We start from the raw sequence: 19,517 nt of genomic DNA on the forward strand, positions 1-19,517 counted from the left end.
CTTCCAGCTTGGCGGCATTCAAAGGGTGGGACCGTGCTTCAGAGGACAGTTACTGACAAGGGCCTCGAGTGGATTCAGATCAGCAACGTGAAGGAGCTGATCACCCGTTCAAACAGGTTCTGAACCTTGGGCCAGCGTTCTTCGTTGGTACTGGTAGCCAGGGTGTAAAGCCGGCCACGATCCACCACAACGGTGGCGAGTTCGTGACGATCCCGATCAGCGAGGTGAACCGCGAACTCGAGGTCGTAAAAGGTGCGGCCGGAGGCGTCCCGTTCCCGAGCCTCCACCAGATCAGCTTCACGGCCACTTCCCTCTGGTGCAATCACATCCCGACGCAGACGCTCTCCGACGGCCACGGCGCTGCCCAACTGCGAGAGATTGTCGTCTCCATCCACTTCCGACACCACCAGGCTGACAGTCTCATCGCTGTTAATGAGGTCGTGAAAGACCACCTGGGGTCCGTTGCTCACTGAGACCCGCGTCCAGCCCGTGGGATAGAGAAAGGCATAACGACCATCTGGGCTCTGAAAGGAATTCAGACCAGCGGTGGATCCAGAACAAGCGGTCAGCGTCAGTGCACAGAGAACCGCCAGGAGGGCACGCCAGGGCATGGACAAGTTCAAGCGCACAACGGGAACAGCTCAGCTAGAGACATTCTGCCTCTGGGCAGCGTGCCTAGATTCCTGGCACTCGCGGCAGACCCCTGAGCGGCTTTACCCGACCGCTGGCCCGGTTGATCGATCAGTTCGAGCGGCTGCCCGGGATCGGTCCCCGCACCGCCCAGCGCCTGGCCCTGCATCTGCTCCGCCAACCGGAGGAGCAGATTCAAAGCTTTGCCGAAGCCCTGCTGGCGGCCCGGAGCCAGGTCGGCCAGTGCCAGACCTGCTTTCATCTCAGCGCCGACACAAGCTGCGAAATCTGCCGCAACCCAGAACGCAGCACAGGTCTCCTCTGCGTCGTCGCCGACTCTCGAGACCTGCTCGCCCTGGAGCGCACCCGGGAATACGCGGGTCGCTATCACGTGTTGGGCGGCTTGATCTCACCCATGGACGGGATCGGGCCGGAGATGCTTCAGGTGAGCAGCCTGGTGCAGCGGGTGGAAAACGAAGCGATTCGCGAGGTCATCCTCGCCCTCACACCAAGCGTGGAGGGGGACACCACAAGCCTCTATCTGGCCCGCTTACTACGACCCTTCACCCTGGTCAGCCGCATCGCCTACGGCCTGCCGGTTGGGAGCGAACTGGAATACGCCGATGATGTGACCCTCAGCCGGGCTCTGGAAGGCCGTCGAGAAGTGGTGTGAGCAAAACCAGCCGTTACAGCAGCATTCGGCCCCAGCAGCGGCTCCCCCAATGGCTGCGACGGCCAGTGGGCAATGCCAGCGCCCTGGAAGCGGTACAGGGTGTAGTGAAGCAGGGAGCACTGCACACGATCTGCGAGGAGGGGCGTTGCCCGAACCGTGCCGAGTGCTACGCAGCTGGTACGGCCACCTTTCTGCTGGGTGGGGCGATCTGCACCCGCAGCTGTGCCTTCTGTCAGGTGGAGAAGGGGCGTGCCCCCATGCCGGTCGATGCCGGCGAAGCCGAACGGGTCGCGGATGCGGTCGATCAGATGGGGCTGCGCTACGTGGTGCTCACAGCCGTCGCCCGCGACGATCTCAACGATCACGGTGCCAGCCTGTTCACGGCAACCATGGCTGCGATCCGTCAGCGCAACCCTCTGATCGCCATCGAGGTCCTCACTCCCGATTTCTGGGGAGGCCACCGGAACGAAGAGGAGGGGCTGAGAGCCCAGCGTGAGCGACTGCACACCGTTCTGGCTGCATCACCGGTCTGTTTCAACCACAACCTGGAAACGGTGGAGCGACTTCAAGGCGAGGTTCGGCGGGGAGCCACGTACACCCGCTCGCTGGGTCTCCTTGCCGCGGCCCGCGAGCAAGCACCTGAGATTCCAACCAAAAGCGGTCTGATGCTCGGCCTGGGGGAACGCCGCGCGGAAGTCATCGCAACTCTGGAGGATCTGCGCAGCGTCGACTGTCAGCGACTGACCCTCGGGCAGTATTTGCGACCATCCCTGGCCCACATGCCAGTGGAGCGTTATTGGCAACCATCAGAGTTCGAAGAGCTGGCCGTGATCGCCAAGGCGATGGGGTTTCGCCAGGTTCGCAGTGGCCCACTCGTGCGCAGCAGTTATCACGCCGCCGACTGACGCCAACGACGGATCGCTCGCCTCTGCACCTCCTCGCAGTCACCCACCATCAGAGCGCCGGCACCACCCCAGACCATGCGCAACGGCAGATCCCAGGCCGCTGCATTCAACTCTCGGGCCGTACGAAATCCGCGGCTCTGGAAATAACGCACCAAGCGTCGATGTTGTCGCTCGTCATCTCGGATCGCCAGCAGACGTGCCCGACGACAGGGGGTGGTCTCAAGGGCCCAGGCCATGACGGCAGCCCAGATCAGATCCCCGGTGCCCACAGGGGCATCAGGACTCACCCGCATCGTGTCGAGCTGAAGACCCGAAGACGCCCCATAGGCCCACCCCTTCAGTTCACCGAACAGCTGAAGTCGCTGCTCCCCTAAGGGCCTGGCCACCACCAGCCGCAGACTCCACAAGCCCAGGGGACGTCGCACCTGCAAACGCAGCAGCAGGTCCCTTTGACGGGACTCAAGCTCCAACTGATTCAGCATCGGTTCATCACAACAGCGACGGGGTCAGAGATCAGTCCCCTGCTCCACCGGTTTCACCCGCTTCACGGCTGAACAGGGCAGGGGGCCATAGAGATGAGGAAACAGCTCACCGGTCACGATCGCATCAGCCCGCAGGGGAGCCTTCACGAGAGCCGGATCGATTTCCAGCAGCAGCACAGCCTCCGCGTCCGCGTAATAACGCCGATAGGTGCTGGCCAGCTGTTCACGCCAGGAACAATGGATGAACCCAACCTCCTCCAACGTGAGTCCCCGGGTGGAGATGCGGTAAGCGCCGCAGGCCTGGGCTGCGGTCCAGTCCTCCAACAAGGCGAGATGAAACAGAGGTTGATCGCCCGGCACAGGGATGGCATCAGCAGGGAATCGGGGCTGCAAGCCTCCTGGGCTCCAGGGATCGGCCCGTTGCATCAGCCGTTCGAACGCAGGGGCCTGCACCAATCGCTTCAGCCAGTCCCGTAATGGCGCCAGGGCGGGCTCGGCATCGAAGCGATCAGGATCGGCAATGCGCCACTGCCGCACGAAGGGCCAAAGCGCCCCATCGGCAAGGGACGGTCGGTGATCGAGCAACCAGCCACCCTGCGCAACCTGATCACTCCAACGGCACAGGATGGTGAGGCCGGCCTGGTGATGATCCTGCTGCCGCTCACCGGGATACCGGTCGGCGTACTTGTATCGATCGAGATGGTGCTTGAAGGGACCGTCGTTGCAGGCGAGGAGGGCCGCAATCTGCTCTTGGGCACTTCGATCACCAACCCGCAGCAGATTGCGCGGATCCGACTGTTCCAGAGCCCAACGCATCAGATCCAGGCTCTGTTCGAGCACAGTGCCATCGGCAAGCACCAGCACGGGAACCGTGCCCTTGGCAGAGGCCACGAGCATTGCTGAGGGCTTGGCCTTGAGTTCAACCTCACGCCAGGAGACCAGCAACCCCGCCTCCAGCAAGGCCCAGCGAGCCCGCATCGCATAAGGACAACGTCGGAAGCTGTAGAGGATCGGGAGATCGCTCATCGCGCTGTTTGCTGTTGGTCACGCTCTTGGCGCTGACGAATCTGGCGCTGGCGTTCGGAGAAGCGAGCCCGATCGGCATCGCTGAAGCGATCAACACAATGCAGGCACTGCACTCCCGGCACATAGGTCTCCAACGCCCGCTGGGCAGGGGTCAGCGGCAGCCCACAGGCATGGCAGAGACGATGCACACCCGGCTCGAGCCGATGGTTCAGGGCCACCCTCTGATCGAACACAAAGCATTCACCACGCCAACGACTCTGGGCCTCCGGAACCTTTTCGAGGTAATTGAGAATGCCGCCGCGCAGATGATGCACAGTTCCGAACCCCTGTTGCTGCAGGTATCCACTCGCTTTCTCGCAACGAATTCCACCGGTACAAAACATGGCAATGCGCTTGGGAACCTGCGCCTCAGTGCGGGGTCGTAGTTCCCGTTCCACCCAGTCGGGGAAGTCCCGAAAGCTCTCTGTACCCGGATCGATCGCCCCCTCGAAGCTGCCGATGGCCACTTCGTAGTGATTACGGGTGTCGATCACCAGTGTTTCGGGATCATCAATCAGAGCATTCCAATCCTCAGGCTCCACATAGACACCCACACTGCGGCGGGGGTCCACTTCAGGACATCCCAGCGTGACGATTTCCTTTTTGCGACGGGCACGAAAACGACGGAAGACCTGGCTATCACTCCAGCTGCGCTTCACATCCAAACGCGCATAGGGTTGATCTTCAAGCGTCAACGTCTGACGCAGGACCTGCAGCAGGCTCTCCACTCCCTGCTCAGGACCACTGATGGTGCCATTCACCCCTTCCGTGGCGATCAGCACCGAGCCGAGCACGTCCCCCTTCGCGGCCAACCGGGGAAGCTCCTCGAGCAGACACTCACGCTCTGCCTCAGGCAGAGGCGTGAAGGAATAGAAGGCGGCCACCAGAAGCGACGGCGCCATCAGGCCGCCAGCTCCTGCCAGCTGACCTGGACTCCAGCCGCGGCCAGCAATGAACGGTCTGCCTCCACCTGAGGATTGGAGGTGGTGAGCAGAGTCTCGCCATAGAAGATCGAATCAGCCCCTGCCAGGAGACAAAGAATCTGAGCTTCACGATTCATCTGCTCCCGTCCAGCACTGAGGCGGACACGGCTCTGGGGCATCAGGATGCGTGCTGTCGCCACCATCCGCACAAGCTCAAGCGGATCGACCGGCTCCCGCTCTTCCAGCGGCGTGCCTTCCACCGCCACCAGCGCGTTGATTGGAACACTCTCGGGATGTGGATTCATCCCAGCCAGCACCTGAAGCATGGAGGCGCGATCGCGCTGGCTTTCACCCATGCCGATGATGCCTCCACAGCACAGGGTCACCCCAGCCCTGCGCACCCGCTGGAGGGTCTCAAGCCGTTCCTGGTAGCTGCGCGTGGTGATGATCTGGTCGTAATGCTCGGGACTGGTGTCCAAGTTGTGGTTGTAGGCCGTCAACCCCGCCTCGGCGAGGCGTTCAGCCTGATGATCTGTGAGCATGCCGGCGGTGACGCAGGCTTCAAGGCCCAGTTCACGCACGCCGCGCACCATCGAAAGCATCGCTTCGAAGGGGGCACCCTCGCGGATTTCCCGCCAGGCCCAGCCCATACAAAAGCGATCGGCCCCTGCCGCCTTGGCAGCACGCGCCCTCTCCAGCACAGGCTCCACATCCAGCTCAGGCTGGCCCGTGACATCACTGCTGTGATGCATGGACTGAGGACAGTAGGCACAGTCCTCTTCGCAGCCCCCGGTTTTCACACTCAGAAGGGAAGCCAGCTGGACCTGATAACCGGGATTGGCGGAGCGATGGACAGCCTGGGCCTGCCAGAGCAGATCCATCAGTGGCTGATCCAGAAGTGCCTGAATCTCCTCGACGCTCCAGTCATGGCGAGGAGTTGTGGGCTCATTCATCAACGCCATCTCTGATCTGATCTTCAGGATCCCAGAGTGCCGGGATCCGTCAGGCCATCCAGTCCACCGAAACGACGGCTTCGGCTCTGAAAATCACGAAGGGCTTCCAACAGGGCCAGCTGGTCGAAATCAGGCCAGAACACATCGGTCACGTGAATCTCGGCATAGGCCAGCTGCCAAAGCAGAAAGTTGCTGATGCGCCGTTCACCACTAGTGCGAATCAGCAAATCGGGATCCTGCTCCCCAGCGGTGAACAGTTCGGAAGCCAAGCGGTTTTCGTCGATCTCATCCGGACTGATCTCACCGCGTAGCGCCTGGGCAGCCAACTTGCGGGCGGCCTGAACCAGCTCCCGGCGTCCTCCGTAATTGGTGCAGACATTGAAGTGAATGCCACTGTTCTCCGCGGTGCGGGACGTGGCCTCCTGAATGAGAGTCTGCAGCCGATCAGGAAGCGCCTGAAGATCGCCAAGAAAACGAATCCGCACTTGCTCGGCCTCGAGGGCCTGAAGTTCCCTCTGGAGCACCCGCTCAAACAAGGCCATCAGAAAATTCACCTCATCCCCGGGCCTCGACCAGTTCTCAGTGGAGAAGGCGTAGGCGGTCAACGCCCTGACGCCCCAATCGCTGCAGAGGCGCAAGGTGGTTTTGAGGGCCTCGACACCGGCGCGATGTCCCATCACGCGCGGCAGACCTCGGGCCTGAGCCCAACGGCCGTTGCCATCCATGATCACGGCAATATGGGCGGGCAGACGCGCAGGATCGAGGTCAGCAGGAAGGGACCTGAGCTTCGAATCGTCAGAGCTGGCGGCCAAGCGTTGGCTCACGAAAGCGGATCCTGAGTGCCGATTGACACGCTACGCCCTGAGCCAAGGCTCGCCGACTTGGCTGATGATGGCCCCGATGGCACCCCCATCAATTCGGTTAAGAGGTCCTGGAGGCGGCTGCTGGTGATCGGACGCTCCAGACGTCCCTGATTGGCCAAGGACAGGGTGCCGGTCTCCTCGGAAACAACGACACAAATGCAGCGGTCAAAGCGTTCCGTGATCCCCAGGGCAGCCAGGTGGCGTGTTCCATAGCGGCTGATCCCCTGGCGGGAGAGGGGGAGGATCACTCCAGCCGCGAGGATGCGGCTGCCCTTCACCAGCACGGCACCATCGTGCAATGGCGTATCCGAAGCGAACAGATTGAGCAACAGCTCGCTACTGAGCTGTGCATCGATCGGCACACCAGGATTGAGAAAATCCTCCGGCCTCAGATCACTGCCAAGGTCCACCACGATCAGGGCACCTCGACGGCTCTGGGACAGCCGTCCAGAGGCATCGGTGAGCTGAGCCACCGTGCTGGCAGTGGCTCGCTGCTTGGCCTGGGGATTACCGACCAGGACGGCCAGGCGACCCGTACCGAGAAGCTCCATCAAGCGCCTGAGTTCGCCCTGCCAGAGGATGGCGAGCGAGAGTGAACAGGCCAGAACAAGGGCGTCGACCAGCTTGGACGTGAGGGGAAGGTTGGCGAAACGCTGGACAAACCAGGCCAGAGCCACCAAGAAGAGATAGCCCCTCAGCAACCAAAGCGTTCGCTGCTCATTGACCCTGGAAAAGAGCAGAAAACCGATGGATGAGGCGAAGAGAACGTCGAGAAGAAGGCGTGGATGAAACACCCCCGACACGTTCACATCAGCCTCCCGATCAGACCTCAGCCTACCGGGCCAGTCGAGCGGGTAAATCGTCGTAGCGGAGCAGATCCTCAGGCCGCTCCCGTCGCTGAATCAAGTCGGCATCCCCGTCATGAACCAACACGGCTGCTGGTCTGGGAATGCGGTTGTAGTTGGAACTCATCGACGCGTTGTAGGCCCCGGTGGCCAGGACAACGAGAACATCACCACTGACGCTCAGGGGAAGCGACAGGTCTTTGAGAAGAACATCACCCGACTCGCAGTGCTTGCCCGCCAGGGTGACCGTTTCCTCCCCTGCCGCCAGAGGCTTGTCCGCCAGACAGGCCGTGTAGAGCGACTGGTAAGTGATCGGCCTCGGGTTGTCGCTCATGCCTCCGTCCACCGAGAGGTAGGTCCGCAGACCAGGCACCTCCTTGCGGGAACCCAGGCGATAGAGCGTCACCCCTGCGGATGCCACCAGCGATCGACCGGGTTCACAAAGAAGACGCGGAAGGGCAAGCCCTCGGTCGTGACATGCGGCGGCAACGGCCGTCGCCACCACTTCAACCCAGGCGGCAATCGACGGGGGATCATCGGAGGCGACGTAACGGATCCCGAGGCCACCTCCGACGTTGAGGTCCTCCACCGGATGGCCTAAATCTCTTGCCAGCTTGAGGGCATCCGCCATGACGGACGCCAGGTCGCGATGGGGATTGAGCTCAAAGATCTGCGATCCGATGTGGGCATGCAGTCCGGTCACCCGAGCCCATGGACAGTGACGAAGGCCTTGAAGAACCGGCTCGAGCTGATCGGGATCAAAACCGAATTTGCTGTCGAGGTGGCCCGTGCGGATGTATTCGTGGGTGTGGCATTCAATGCCTGGCGTAAACCGAAGCATCAGCCGCGCCGGTTCTCCGCCGGAGGGGACCAGCTCAGCCAAGCGGTCAAGGTCATGCTGGTTGTCAGCCACGATGGTGACACCGCTGCGGTAGGCCAACAGCAGCTCCTCATCGGATTTGTTGTTGCCATGCAGAACGATGCGCTCCGCGGGCATCCCACCTTGCAGGGCAGTCAGCAGCTCACCGGCTGAGACCGCATCAAGCCCAAGGCCCTCTGAGGCCACCAGAGCCGTCATCGCAAGGGAACTGTTGGCCTTCGAGGCGTAAACAGCGAGGGAGTCACCTGGATAGTGCTCGCTCAGGGCCTCTCGATAGGCCCGACAGGCGGCACGCACTGTGGCTTCATCCAAGACATAAAGAGGAGTGCCATAACGCTCTGCCAGGTCGCTGAGCCGGCAGCCACCGACCTCAAGGCGACCCTGCTGATCAAGACCCGCACTGAGAGGCGCGAGGTTCCGGTTAGGACTCTGGGGATCACAGCCCGACTCGAAGGGGTATGGCATAAAGCAGGTCAGCAGTGCCTGAAGCGGGCAATGTAGGAAGCGGGGCGCCCGGTGCTGACGTCACGATGGAGAGCCAAACGACCGTGACCACCCTCGGCGCGGGGGATGCCAAAGCTTGTCGGGATTTAGACGAAGCTGCCCTGGGCGGACTCTGGACCCTGCAGCAATGGACCCACGAGCTCTCGGAAGCGCAACGGATCTGCCTCGGTCTTTTTGACGGACCGCGCTTGGTGGCCCTCGCCTGTGGCTGGATGGTGGTGGATGAGTTGCACATCACGGCAGTGGCCGTCGCTCCAGAGCGACGGCGTTGCGGTTTCGGCCGGGTGCTCCTTGAAGCGCTACTGCGGCGCGCCGCCGATGACGGCGCACGTCACGCCACTCTGGAGGTCGCCAGTTGCAATGCTGCGGCACTGGCCCTGTATTCCAACTGCGGCTTCGAGACTGCCGGCTGTCGTCGCAACTACTACAGCGACGGACGTGATGCTCTGATTCAGTGGCGAAAATTGACTTGACCGTGCCTGGCAATTCAGGGGTGCAGGCAGAAGCATCGCAGTGAGATAACGGGCATTTGCATCAAAAACGATCGCAATTTTACGGATTTGGTTAACAACTTCATCCAGGCTCACACCCCACTGGCGCTGGGAAGTTGCCGGTACGGCAATCCGCTCACAGCAATGCTCCGGCCCTGATAAGTTAGCTGTATCTGCATCCGGCCTGGACGATGTTTGAGCGGTTTACCGAGAAGGCCATCAAGGTGATCATGCTGGCCCAGGAAGAGGCTCGCCGCCTGGGTCACAACTTCGTGGGCACTGAGCAAATTCTTCTCGGCCTGATCGGCGAGGGAACAGGCGTGGCCGCCAAGGTTTTGAAGTCGATGGGCGTCAACCTCAAGGACGCCCGGGTTGAAGTCGAAAAAATCATCGGACGAGGCTCTGGCTTCGTTGCCGTCGAGATTCCCTTCACCCCCCGAGCCAAGCGCGTCCTGGAGCTTTCGCTCGAGGAAGCCAGACAACTGGGACACAACTACATCGGCACCGAACACCTCCTGCTCGGCCTGATCCGAGAAGGTGAAGGTGTCGCTGCGCGCGTGCTCGAAAACCTCGGTGTTGATCTGGCCAAGGTCCGCACCCAGGTGATCCGCATGCTCGGCGAGACCGCTGAAGTAGGGGCCGGCAGCGGAAGTGGGGGCAGCAAGGGGTCGACCAAGACACCGACCCTCGATGAATTCGGTAGCAACCTCACCCAGCTCGCCAGTGAAGCCAAGCTGGATCCCGTCGTCGGTCGTCAGAACGAAATCGAACGGGTGATCCAGATCCTCGGCCGGCGCACCAAAAACAATCCGGTGCTCATTGGTGAACCTGGTGTGGGCAAAACCGCGATTGCCGAAGGTCTCGCCCAACGCATTCATCAGGGTGACATTCCTGACATCCTCGAAGAGAAGCGTGTTCTGACTCTCGATATTGGCCTGCTCGTCGCCGGCACCAAATATCGCGGTGAGTTCGAGGAACGGCTGAAAAAAATCATGGAGGAGATCAAGGCGGCCGGGAACGTGATCCTGGTGATCGACGAGGTGCACACCTTGATTGGTGCAGGTGCAGCCGAGGGCGCGATCGACGCTGCCAACATCCTCAAGCCGGCCCTCGCCCGTGGTGAGCTGCAATGCATCGGTGCTACAACCCTCGACGAGTACCGAAAGCACATCGAACGCGATGCCGCTCTGGAACGGCGCTTCCAGCCCGTCACGGTGGGTGAGCCGTCGATTGCCGAAACGATCGAAATCCTGCGCGGTCTGCGAGAGCGCTACGAGCAACACCACCGCCTCAAGATCACGGATGAAGCCCTTGAAGCGGCCGCAACCCTCGGCGATCGCTACATCTCGGATCGCTTCCTTCCTGACAAGGCCATCGATCTGATCGACGAGGCCGGCAGCCGGGTGCGCCTCCTCAATTCCAAGCTGCCACCCGCTGCCAAGGAGGTGGACAAGGAGCTGCGCCAGGTTCAGAAAGAAAAGGAAGATGCTGTTCGCGATCAGGATTTCACGCGCGCCGGTGAGCTGCGCGACAAGGAAGTGGAGCTGCGCGAACAGATCCGCACCCTGCTTCAGAGCAGCCGCTCCGACAGCAACACCGACAGCATCGACTCGCCTGACGCTGAAGGCCAAACAGCCGAGGCTGGATCTCCAGCCGCAACAGCTGTGGCCGAGGGTGCATCGGGAGAGGTCACCAGCGAGACAAAATCTGAAGGTGGTGAACTGACCACCCCGGTGGTGAACGAGGAGGACATCGCCCAGATCGTTGCCTCTTGGACAGGCGTTCCGGTGCAGAAACTCACCGAGAGCGAATCGGTGAAACTGTTGAACATGGAGGACACCCTCCACCAGCGCTTGATCGGTCAAGACGAAGCCGTCAAGGCCGTATCCAAAGCGATCCGACGGGCTCGCGTTGGTCTCAAAAACCCCAATCGCCCCATTGCAAGCTTCATCTTCTCCGGCCCGACAGGGGTGGGTAAAACCGAGCTGACCAAAGCTCTGGCCACCTACTTCTTCGGCAGCGAAGAAGCCATGATCCGGCTCGACATGTCCGAATTTATGGAGCGGCACACGGTCAGCAAGCTGATCGGTTCTCCCCCGGGCTACGTGGGCTTCAACGAGGGTGGGCAACTCACTGAGGCCGTGCGTCGCCGTCCCTACACCGTCGTTCTCTTTGACGAAATCGAGAAAGCGCATCCCGATGTGTTCAACCTGCTGTTGCAGCTTCTTGAAGACGGCCGACTGACCGACTCCAAAGGTCGCACCGTCGACTTCAAGAACACCCTGGTGATCATGACCTCGAACATCGGTTCGAAAGTGATCGAGAAGGGCGGCGGTGGCCTCGGCTTTGAATTCTCTGGAGAGAACGCCGAAGAGAACCAGTACAACCGCATCCGCTCCCTCGTCAACGAAGAGCTGAAGCAGTATTTCCGTCCTGAATTTCTCAACCGCCTCGACGAAATCATCGTGTTCCGTCAGCTCAACCGCGATGAGGTGACGGAGATCGCCGAGATCATGCTGCGAGAGGTCTTCTCACGCATCGGCGAGAAAGGCATCACCCTCACGGTCTCCGACGCCTTCAAGGAACGTCTCGTGGAAGAGGGTTACAACCCCGCTTATGGAGCTCGTCCCCTGCGTCGTGCCGTGATGCGACTGCTCGAAGACAGCCTTGCCGAAGAAGTGCTCTCAGGTCGGATCAAGGACGGTGATGCCGTTGAGGTGGATGTGGACGAGAAGAAACAGGTGGTGGTGAGGCACGTCAACAGCAGTGCCCCAGTCACGCCTGAGCTCGCCAGCGCTGGACTCTGACAACGGACATGGTTGAACCCGCTGCATCGGCGGCTTACGCCAGCCATGCGATCGCCCCAGCAAGGGTGATGAGGGGTGAGGGGGCCTGGTTGCAGGCCCTTCCACACATTGCATCCCTCTGTCACCGACCGGCCCTGCTTGGACGAAGCTCCGCCACGAGCTCGCTTCGTGCGCAACTCAACGATGATCTGAACCGCTCGGGGCTCTCCCCTCACGAGCTCAGCCTGGAATTCGATTGCTGTGAACGCGACCTGCAGCGTCTCGAGCAGGAGCTTCGTGATCACGCCTGCGATGGATTGATCGCTGCCGGCGGCGGCAAGGTGCTCGATGCCGGAAAACTGCTGGCTAATCGCCTAGGCCTCGCCTGCATCACCGTGCCCCTAAGCGCTGCCACCTGCGCCGGTTGGACTGCACTCTCCAACCTTTACTCACCCAGCGGTGCCTTTGAAGGAGACGTCGCCCTCAAGCACTGTCCGGATCTATTGATCTTCGATCACAACCTGGTGCGCCAAGCACCAGCCCGCACCCTGGCTAGCGGAATCGCCGATGCTCTCGCCAAGTGGTATGAGGCTTCGGTGAGTAGCGGCGCCAGCAACGACGGAGTGATTCAGCAGGCCGTGCAAATGGCTCGAGTGCTGCGCGACCAGCTCCTGATCGATGCCGGAACCGCTCTGACCGATCCTCAGAGTGAAGCCTGGGTCAGGGTGGCTGAAGCTTGCGGACTGACGGCAGGGGTGATTGGTGGTTTGGGTGGAGCTCAATGCCGAACCGTGGCTGCCCACGCCGTCCATAACGGACTCACCCAGCTGCCGGCCTGCCATGACGCCCTTCACGGCGAGAAGGTGGGATTTGGGATTCTGGTGCAGCTGCGCCTTGAGGAACGCTTGGGAGGCAGCAAGTTAGCAGCCCAGGCTCGCCGTCAGCTCTTCCCCATTCTCCAGTCCATGGGGGTGCCAGTCACCCTGACGGACCTCGGCCTGGCCAAGGCCGGTCTTCACGAGCTTCGGAGCGCCAGCCGTTTCGCCTGCCGCCCCGGATCGGATCTCCATCACCTGCCCTTCGCAGTCACTGAAACCGATCTGCTTGAAGCCCTGATCAGCACCGACAGTGGGATCAGCAGTGGCCAGAAACAACCGAAGGAGCAAAAGGCTTGAACAACCAGCAGCTGCTGGAGAAGACCGCACCCACCCTGCTCGATCCTCAGGCCCGCGAGCTCATCGCATCGGTGCAATGGCTGCCTCTTGATGGCCCAGTAGCGGATCGCTACCCAGTGGTGCGCCAAGGCCAGGGACCACTGGTGCTGATGCTGCATGGCTTTGACAGCTCACACCTGGAATTCCGTCGACTGGCCCCGTTGCTGAGCAGAGATCACACTCTGCTGATCCCGGATCTTTATGGCTTCGGGTTCTGCCCACGCCATCCCGAAGCCAGCGTCGGCCCCCATGCCGTCATGGAGCATCTGAGCCATCTGCTGGACCAACTTCCGGCCAACGAGCCGATTGGGGTGATTGGCGCCTCCATGGGTGGGTCCGTCGCCCTGGAACTGGCCCGTCGTCATCAGCAGCGGATCAACAACTTGCTGTTGCTTGCCCCAGCAGGTCTCGATGGCCGACCGATGCCCCTTCCTCCGGTCTTGGATCAACTAGGGGTGTGGTTTCTCGGGCGCCCCGGTGTCCGCAAAGGGTTATGCCGGCAGGCTTTTGCAGAGCCCGACACCAGCGTGGGGAATCCGGAGGTGCAAATCGCCTCCCTCCACCTTCAGGTGCCCGGCTGGGCCAAGACCCTCGCAGCCTTTGCCCGTAGTGGAGGGTTCGCGGGCTGCGGTGAGCCCCTTCCCCCTCAACCCCTCCACGTGCTCTGGGGACGCCAGGATCGGATCCTGAGAGCGCCGCAAAAACGAGCTGCTCTGACGCTGTTGGGTTCACGGCTTGAGGAGGTTGACGCTTGTGGACATCTGCCCCATCTCGATCAAGCTGAACTCGTGGCCGAGCGATGGAGATCCATGGAGGTCCATCGATGAGTGAGAGCAGTGCCAGCTCCGGTCCGATCCTTCAGCTGCTGGCCAATGGCCTGGGGCTCTGGATCCGCAGTCAATGTGACGAGGTCGGCGAGCTGAAGCTCAATCTGCACGGATCAGCCTTACAGCTACTACGCGGCCGGCTGGATGCGGTTGACCTGAAGGCCAGGCGGGTAAGTTTTCAGGGACTGCCGATTCAGCACGCTGAATTGCGTAGCGGAGCGTTGAAGGTCAACCTGCGGCCTGGATTCCCGCAACAGGTCCTCCAGCTTCAGCAAGCCTTTTCACTCACTGGTGGCGTCACCCTGCAGGGCACGGATCTCAACCGAGCCCTGCTCAGCGATCGCTGGCGATGGCTCGGTGACTGGCTGGCCGAACAACTCCTCGGACTGCCCACCCTGGGGAGCCTGACTGTGAACAACGACATTCTTTTGCTGGAGGCACCAGTCATCAATGCCGGCGACTCGATTCGTCGTCAGTTCCGACTCCAGGCGGATGCCGGCACCCTACGCATTGAACATCTGGATGCCGATGAGGCTGTCCATCTGCCCATGGACCCAGGCATCCGGATTAAGGAAGCCCGACTCCAGGCAGGCCAACTCCACCTCCTTGGTGAAGCCACAGTGCAGCCTTGAGAGGGTAGTGATGTCCTGAAGATTACTGCAGCACCGGCAAGACCAACGTGACGGCATAGAAGACCACCGCGGGGGTGAACAGATAGCTGTCGATGCGATCAAGGATGCCGCCATGGCCAGGCAGGGCATCACCGGAGTCTTTAAGGCCCGCATCCCGCTTCATCATCGATTCGGTCAGATCCCCTACCAGGGCGAACAAGGCCACCAAGGCACCCAGCCCCCCGCCTAGCCAGGGAGCCAGGGGCCATCGCAACAGCAGTGCGAAGGCAATCCCCATCAGAACAGCGGCCACGAGCCCACCGATGGCACCCTCCACGGTCTTGCGCGGTGAAATCGGCGACAGGGGCATGCGACCGAAGCGGCGCCCGATCAAGAGCGAGCCGATGTCACTCGCCACGATCATCAGACAGGCCATCAACGTGATCACCAGGCCGCTGCTGATCCAACCACCACACCAGGCGGGAAGATCCGAAAGGCCCGGCGCAAGGGAAACATCGGAGAGGTTGCGCAGCCTGATCCAATGGCTGGGCAGAAAGCCCAGATAAAACAGGCCGAAAATCGAAGCCGCGATATCGGCGATCGATCCGGTCACGGGTTGAAGCAACAACCAGCCGCAGATCGCTGCACCAGAGAGGGGAAGAACAGCCGCGGCAAGGTGCGAAGGCAATCCGCCTTCAACGCCCCACTGGGTGCTGATCAGCATGAGCTGGCAGGCCACCAATGTGGTTTTGGTGGCTGGACGAATCCCGGTGAACTGGGCCATGCGGAAGAACTCCAGCAACCCCAGATGCACGATCACCCCAAGCGCCAGGGTGAACCACCAGCCACCTAAGCCGACGACTAGAAGACCGAAGACCCCCGCAAGACAACCACTGCTGAAGCGCTGCCGGGAGACAAGGCCGGACGCGCTTGCCATCCTGCCCCGGATGGCCTCAACCATGACGTCGCTGCATCAGCGGCACTCAAGCCACAATCTTCACCATACCGTCGATCTGATCGGGCCAGAGGGCAGCCTGCTCGAGCAGCCACTGCACCCGCAAGGAGTCGAGTCGCTCCCCTGGAATCACCAGGGGAATGCCCGGGGGGTAGGGGCAGATCAACTGGGCGGCGATCGCCCCCGCAGCCTGCGCCAACGGAACAGATCGCTTGGGACCACACCATGCAGCCCGAACATCCAGATCAGGAGCTCCGAGCAAGGGCAGCGGTGGCGCGGAGAACACCTCAGCGGGACTTGTCCCACCTTGGTGCCGGCAGAGCTCTCGCCAGAGGCGCTGCATGCGGCGTGCAAGTCCGGGGTGGCGGGCCAGCCCCAGGCAGAAGGTCAGACATCCAGGTTCCGGAAGCTCAGCGATCAGACCGCGCTCCATCAACCAGGGATCAGCGTCCAGACCATTGATGCCAGCGGCAGCCGTATGCCAGATCAAACGCAAGGGGTCCTGAGTCTCGAGCAAAGGCAGACCACTGTCGCGGAGCTGAACGGCCAGGGCTCTGGCTTGGTCAAACCTGCGGTTAAGCCAGCGACGGCCCCGCACGCTGCGCCATTCGCCCAGGGTTGCTTCACAGGAGGCCAGAAGCAGCGCACTGGGGCTTGTGGTTTGCAACCACCCCAGCGAACGAGCAATGGCGTCCGAATCCACGGCCGTGCCTTGCGCCCAAAGCACAGCGGTCTGGCCCAAACCAGCGGCGGATTTATGCAGAGAATGCACCACCAGATCGGCCCCTGCTGCCAGGGCCGATCGGGGCTGATCGGGGTCCACCCCCGGAAGCAGATGGGCACCGTGGGCTTCATCCACCAAAACGGGGAGTCCTCGAGCCTGAAGCGGTGCCACCAGGGCCAGAGGATCTGCGGCGTAACCGTGATACGTCGGCTGCACGAGTACGGCCGCCACCGGTCGCTGCTTCTGACGATCCAGCTCTTGCAGAACCCTGGCAAGCCAGGGCCCCTCAAGGGCTGCGACATGACCGCGGTCGGGGAGGAAAGGCAGATCAAAAAGCAGCGGGGTGATTCCCCCCAACGCGCAGGCCTGAATCAAGCTGCGGTGCACATTGCGGGGCATCAGCACGGAGCTACCAGGCGTTGCGATCGCCAGAAGGGCTGCCTGAAGCAGCCCCGTCGCCCCATTCACGCCATACCAGCAATGATCAGCCCCCACGGCTGCTGCTGCTTCCCTCTGGCTCTCAGCGACCGCCCCCTCCGCTTCAAGCGGTCCACCAATCATTGGCAGTTCAGGAAGATCCCAACTCCCCGGTCGTCCGCCCAGCAACCGTCGTAGATCCCCTGGCAGAGCAGATCCGCGACCGTGGGCCGGGAGATGCAAGGCATCCAACCGCCCTTGTTGAGGGAAACGGGCTGGCAGCAGTTGGGACAACAGCGTGGCCATCGAGCTTCCAAAACACCCGGGTCTCCCCACCCTTCATCATCCGCCAGGACCATCTCTCTAGATTTGCGCCAGGGAGAGCTCGTGATGGCCGCAACCAGTGCATCAAGGAGTGAGGAAGACACACTCCGCTATGACCCGAGCCGCGATGCTCGCTGGCTGCTGTTGCGCCCCTGGCTTTCGATTCCGCGGTTGATCCAAATCCTCTGGGCCCTGTTGAGTCTTGGACTCAAGCTCCTGATTCGAGGCAGCAGCAACGACCCCGAGGTGCAGCGCAACCTCGCCCGAAGCCTGTTGCGCACCCTCGCGGACCTCGGGCCCTGCTTCATCAAGGTGGGGCAAGCGCTCTCGACGCGACCGGACCTGATCCGGCGCGACTGGCTGGACGAGCTAACACGACTGCAAGACGATCTTCCCGCCTTCCCCCATGCCATTGCTCTAGCCACGATCGAAGCGGATCTTGGCTCCCCTGTTGAACAGCTCTTTGCCGATTTCCCCGAAGCCCCGGTGGCGGCAGCCAGCCTCGGGCAGGTGTACAGAGCCAGGCTTCACGGCCAGCACTGGGTGGCGGTCAAGGTGCAGCGCCCAAATCTGCCCTTCATCCTGCGCCGGGACATGGTCCTGATTCGCACCCTCGGGGTCCTGAGCGCACCGTTCCTGCCGCTCAATCTCGGGTTCGGTCTGGGAGAAATCATCGATGAATTCGGCCGCAGTCTGTTCGAGGAGATCGATTACGGCCTTGAGGCGAACAACGCCGAACGCTTTGCGGCTCTGTTCGCTGATAACCCTGCCGTCACGATTCCCAAGGTGGAACGCCTGCTCTCCAGTCGACGCGTGCTCACCACCAGCTGGATTCATGGGACGAAACTGCGGGACCGCCAGGAACTGAAAGCCCAAAGACTCGACCCCACGGCGCTGATTCGCACGGGCGTGATCAGCGGCCTGCAGCAACTCCTGGAGTTCGGCTATTTCCATGCCGACCCCCATCCAGGCAATCTCTTTGCCCTCAGTGGTCGCAGTGGCGATCTGGGCCATGTGGCCTATGTGGACTTCGGAATGATGGATTCGATCAGCGATGCCGATCGGCTCACGCTCACCGGAGCGGTGGTTCACCTGATCAATCGTGACTTTTCAGCCCTGGCCAAGGATTTTCAAACCCTTGGTTTCTTGGCCCCGACCGCTGATCTAACCCCGATCATTCCTGCCCTTGAAGAAGTGCTGGGGGGCAGTCTTGGAGAGGAGGTCGGCTCCTTCAACTTCAAAGCGATCACGGATCGCTTCTCAGAGCTGATGTTTGATTACCCCTTCCGGGTGCCCGCTCGCTTTGCCCTGATTATCCGCGCGGTTGTGAGCCAGGAGGGATTAGCGCTGCGGCTCGATCCTGAATTCCGGATCATTGCTGTCGCCTACCCCTACGTGGCCAAACGCCTTCTGGCCGGTGACACCCGCGAGATGCGCGAAAAACTTCTGGAGGTGATCTTCGATGCCGAAGGCCGACTCCGTATCGAACGCCTCGAAAGCCTCCTCAACGTTGTCGGGGACGAAGGGGGTGGAGCCGGCCTGGAGCTGCTGCCGGTGGCAGGGGCGGGGCTGCGCCTCCTGCTCAGCCAAGACGGATCCGACCTTCGGCGTCGCCTGCTGCTAACGCTGATTCGTGATGACCGGCTCAGCACAAGCGATTTGCGTGCACTGCTGGGCCTCATCCGTCGCACCTTCAGCCCTCGGCGCGTGGCAGGTGGTGTGCTGCAGAGCTTGAATCCACTCGCTGTCGCCTGAGTCCCCTAAGGTCAGCGCTTCCAGCAACCCTGCTCAGGGAGATAGGCCCGCCATGGCACTTCAACCGGACATCGCGCCTCTTGATGCCCAGCAGGCGAGCCTGGATCTGCTTACGGGGGCTTTCGGCGACCTGAACGCCGACGAAATCCTGCTGGAGTATGCGCCCCTCAGCCAGCCCCCCTACCTCGTGGCAGGTCTGGGCCTGGCCATCGGCGTGCTCTGCGGCCTCACCTTCGCCCAACTGGTGCAGGACCGGTTGAACGGGTGGAAACAGGATCGCCTGGCCCTGCTTCCACTCGGCACGGCGGAGACCACCATGAGCTATGCCGGAACCCTGATCGGGATCACCCTCTTCATCGGAGGTTCACTGCAGGTGTTCGGCTTTGCATCCGGTGCTGCCTACCTGATTGCCTTGCTTCTATCGCTGTTGACCGGCGGAGCCCTCTGGGTTCAGCTGGAGGGGCTGATGCGGCAGGTGGAAAGCGGCAATTTCAAAGCGGTCGACTTCGACAACTTCGACGAATTCTTCTAAGCCGCCACGTAAGCCTCGAGTTGGCCATCCAGCCCTCGCAGCATTTCCAAGCCCTCCCGCTCAAGACGGCGGGTTCGATCACGGCTCATCCGCAATGACTTGGCGATGCCGGTGAGGCTCATCGGCTCCTCCCCGTCCATCCCATACCGCATCCGCAG

Annotated in this window: 20 protein-coding genes; 9 read left to right on the plus strand and 11 right to left on the minus strand. The window is 61.7% G+C overall.

The features are described from left to right. Nucleotides 1–74: 74 nt before the first annotated feature. On the minus strand, nt 75–611 hold the full coding sequence (gene psbP, locus CWE16_RS06665) for a photosystem II reaction center PsbP (protein ID WP_131593964.1): 537 nt from the start codon (nt 609–611) through the stop codon (nt 75–77). Nucleotides 612–724: 113 nt separating this feature from the next. Here psbP and recR point away from each other — a divergent pair, with 113 nt between their 5' ends. Together recR and lipA are read left to right on the plus strand one after the other, a co-directional pair. Next, complete coding sequence (gene recR, locus CWE16_RS06670; protein ID WP_185190957.1) at nt 725–1,303, plus strand: recombination mediator RecR; 579 nt, start codon at nt 725–727, stop codon at nt 1,301–1,303. Beyond that, nucleotides 1,300–2,208 (plus strand): lipoyl synthase, encoded by a 909-nt coding sequence (gene lipA / locus CWE16_RS06675; RefSeq protein WP_131593968.1) that lies wholly within the window; start codon nt 1,300–1,302, stop codon nt 2,206–2,208. The genes recR and lipA overlap by 4 nt, the downstream gene beginning before the upstream one ends. On the opposite strand, the gene CWE16_RS06680 is transcribed toward lipA, so the two are convergent. The 7 genes from CWE16_RS06680 to lysA are packed head-to-tail and all read right to left on the minus strand — an operon-like array spanning nt 2,193 to nt 8,684. Further along, nucleotides 2,193–2,690 (minus strand): hypothetical protein, encoded by a 498-nt coding sequence (locus CWE16_RS06680; RefSeq protein WP_131593970.1) that lies wholly within the window; start codon nt 2,688–2,690, stop codon nt 2,193–2,195. The two genes, lipA and CWE16_RS06680, sit on opposite strands and share 16 nt — an antisense overlap. A 24-nt stretch (nt 2,691–2,714) precedes the next feature. Beyond that, complete coding sequence (locus CWE16_RS06685) at nt 2,715–3,716, minus strand: DUF952 domain-containing protein (RefSeq protein WP_131593972.1); 1,002 nt, start codon at nt 3,714–3,716, stop codon at nt 2,715–2,717. Next, nucleotides 3,713–4,657, minus strand: a complete 945-nt coding sequence (gene trhO, locus CWE16_RS06690; protein WP_131593974.1) for an oxygen-dependent tRNA uridine(34) hydroxylase TrhO — start codon at nt 4,655–4,657, stop codon at nt 3,713–3,715. The genes CWE16_RS06685 and trhO overlap by 4 nt, the downstream gene beginning before the upstream one ends. Then, complete coding sequence (bioB, locus tag CWE16_RS06695; RefSeq protein ID WP_131457495.1) at nt 4,657–5,631, minus strand: biotin synthase BioB; 975 nt, start codon at nt 5,629–5,631, stop codon at nt 4,657–4,659. Before bioB ends, trhO begins: the two co-directional genes overlap by 1 nt. A 23-nt stretch (nt 5,632–5,654) precedes the next feature. Next, nucleotides 5,655–6,455, minus strand: a complete 801-nt coding sequence (locus CWE16_RS06700) for an isoprenyl transferase (protein WP_131593976.1) — start codon at nt 6,453–6,455, stop codon at nt 5,655–5,657. Next, entirely contained in the window at nt 6,452–7,303 is an 852-nt protein-coding gene (gene cdaA, locus CWE16_RS06705) for a diadenylate cyclase CdaA (RefSeq protein WP_131593978.1), read from the minus strand. The genes CWE16_RS06700 and cdaA overlap by 4 nt, the downstream gene beginning before the upstream one ends. A 25-nt stretch (nt 7,304–7,328) precedes the next feature. After that, on the minus strand, nt 7,329–8,684 hold the full coding sequence (gene lysA / locus CWE16_RS06710) for a diaminopimelate decarboxylase (RefSeq protein ID WP_131593980.1): 1,356 nt from the start codon (nt 8,682–8,684) through the stop codon (nt 7,329–7,331). Nucleotides 8,685–8,749: 65 nt separating this feature from the next. Here lysA and rimI point away from each other — a divergent pair, with 65 nt between their 5' ends. The 5 genes from rimI to CWE16_RS06735 all read left to right on the plus strand — a co-directional run bounded on the left by rimI (nt 8,750) and on the right by CWE16_RS06735 (nt 14,673). Then, entirely contained in the window at nt 8,750–9,196 is a 447-nt protein-coding gene (rimI, locus tag CWE16_RS06715) for a ribosomal protein S18-alanine N-acetyltransferase (RefSeq protein ID WP_131593982.1), read from the plus strand. A 209-nt stretch (nt 9,197–9,405) separates the two neighbouring features. Then, nucleotides 9,406–12,021: an ATP-dependent Clp protease ATP-binding subunit gene (locus tag CWE16_RS06720; protein ID WP_131593984.1), complete on the plus strand. Its 2,616-nt coding sequence runs from the start codon at nt 9,406–9,408 to the stop codon at nt 12,019–12,021. Nucleotides 12,022–12,029: 8 nt separating this feature from the next. Beyond that, nucleotides 12,030–13,175, plus strand: a complete 1,146-nt coding sequence (locus CWE16_RS06725) for an iron-containing alcohol dehydrogenase family protein (protein WP_131593986.1) — start codon at nt 12,030–12,032, stop codon at nt 13,173–13,175. Further along, nucleotides 13,172–14,041, plus strand: a complete 870-nt coding sequence (locus CWE16_RS06730) for an alpha/beta fold hydrolase (protein WP_131593988.1) — start codon at nt 13,172–13,174, stop codon at nt 14,039–14,041. The genes CWE16_RS06725 and CWE16_RS06730 overlap by 4 nt, the downstream gene beginning before the upstream one ends. After that, the gene (locus CWE16_RS06735) at nt 14,038–14,673 is read left to right on the plus strand and encodes an LmeA family phospholipid-binding protein (RefSeq protein ID WP_131593990.1); all 636 of its coding nucleotides are present in this window, start codon (nt 14,038–14,040) and stop codon (nt 14,671–14,673) included. Before CWE16_RS06730 ends, CWE16_RS06735 begins: the two co-directional genes overlap by 4 nt. 22 nt (nt 14,674–14,695) lie before the next feature. On the opposite strand, the gene CWE16_RS06740 is transcribed toward CWE16_RS06735, so the two are convergent. Together CWE16_RS06740 and CWE16_RS06745 are read right to left on the minus strand one after the other, a co-directional pair. Beyond that, a complete protein-coding gene (locus CWE16_RS06740; protein ID WP_236629616.1) occupies nt 14,696–15,589 on the minus strand; it encodes a phosphatidate cytidylyltransferase in 894 nt (297 codons plus the stop codon). Nucleotides 15,590–15,635: 46 nt separating this feature from the next. After that, nucleotides 15,636–17,054, minus strand: coding sequence for a lysine decarboxylase (locus CWE16_RS06745; RefSeq protein WP_131593994.1), 1,419 nt, complete (start codon nt 17,052–17,054; stop codon nt 15,636–15,638). 84 nt (nt 17,055–17,138) lie between these two features. On the opposite strand from CWE16_RS06745, the gene CWE16_RS06750 reads away from it, so the two are divergent. Together CWE16_RS06750 and CWE16_RS06755 are read left to right on the plus strand one after the other, a co-directional pair. Beyond that, on the plus strand, nt 17,139–18,827 hold the full coding sequence (locus CWE16_RS06750) for an ABC1 kinase family protein (RefSeq protein ID WP_131593996.1): 1,689 nt from the start codon (nt 17,139–17,141) through the stop codon (nt 18,825–18,827). 52 nt (nt 18,828–18,879) lie between these two features. Continuing rightward, nucleotides 18,880–19,359: a hypothetical protein gene (locus CWE16_RS06755; protein ID WP_131593998.1), complete on the plus strand. Its 480-nt coding sequence runs from the start codon at nt 18,880–18,882 to the stop codon at nt 19,357–19,359. Here the strand turns inward: CWE16_RS06755 and CWE16_RS06760 are convergent. Then, nucleotides 19,356–19,517: sigma factor-like helix-turn-helix DNA-binding protein (locus CWE16_RS06760; protein ID WP_269088339.1), on the minus strand; the 162-nt coding region annotated here is incomplete at its 5' end. The genes CWE16_RS06755 and CWE16_RS06760 overlap by 4 nt on opposite strands.

This window comes from Synechococcus sp. BS55D (assembly GCF_004332415.1).
GTDB lineage: Bacteria > Cyanobacteriota > Cyanobacteriia > PCC-6307 > Cyanobiaceae > Synechococcus_C.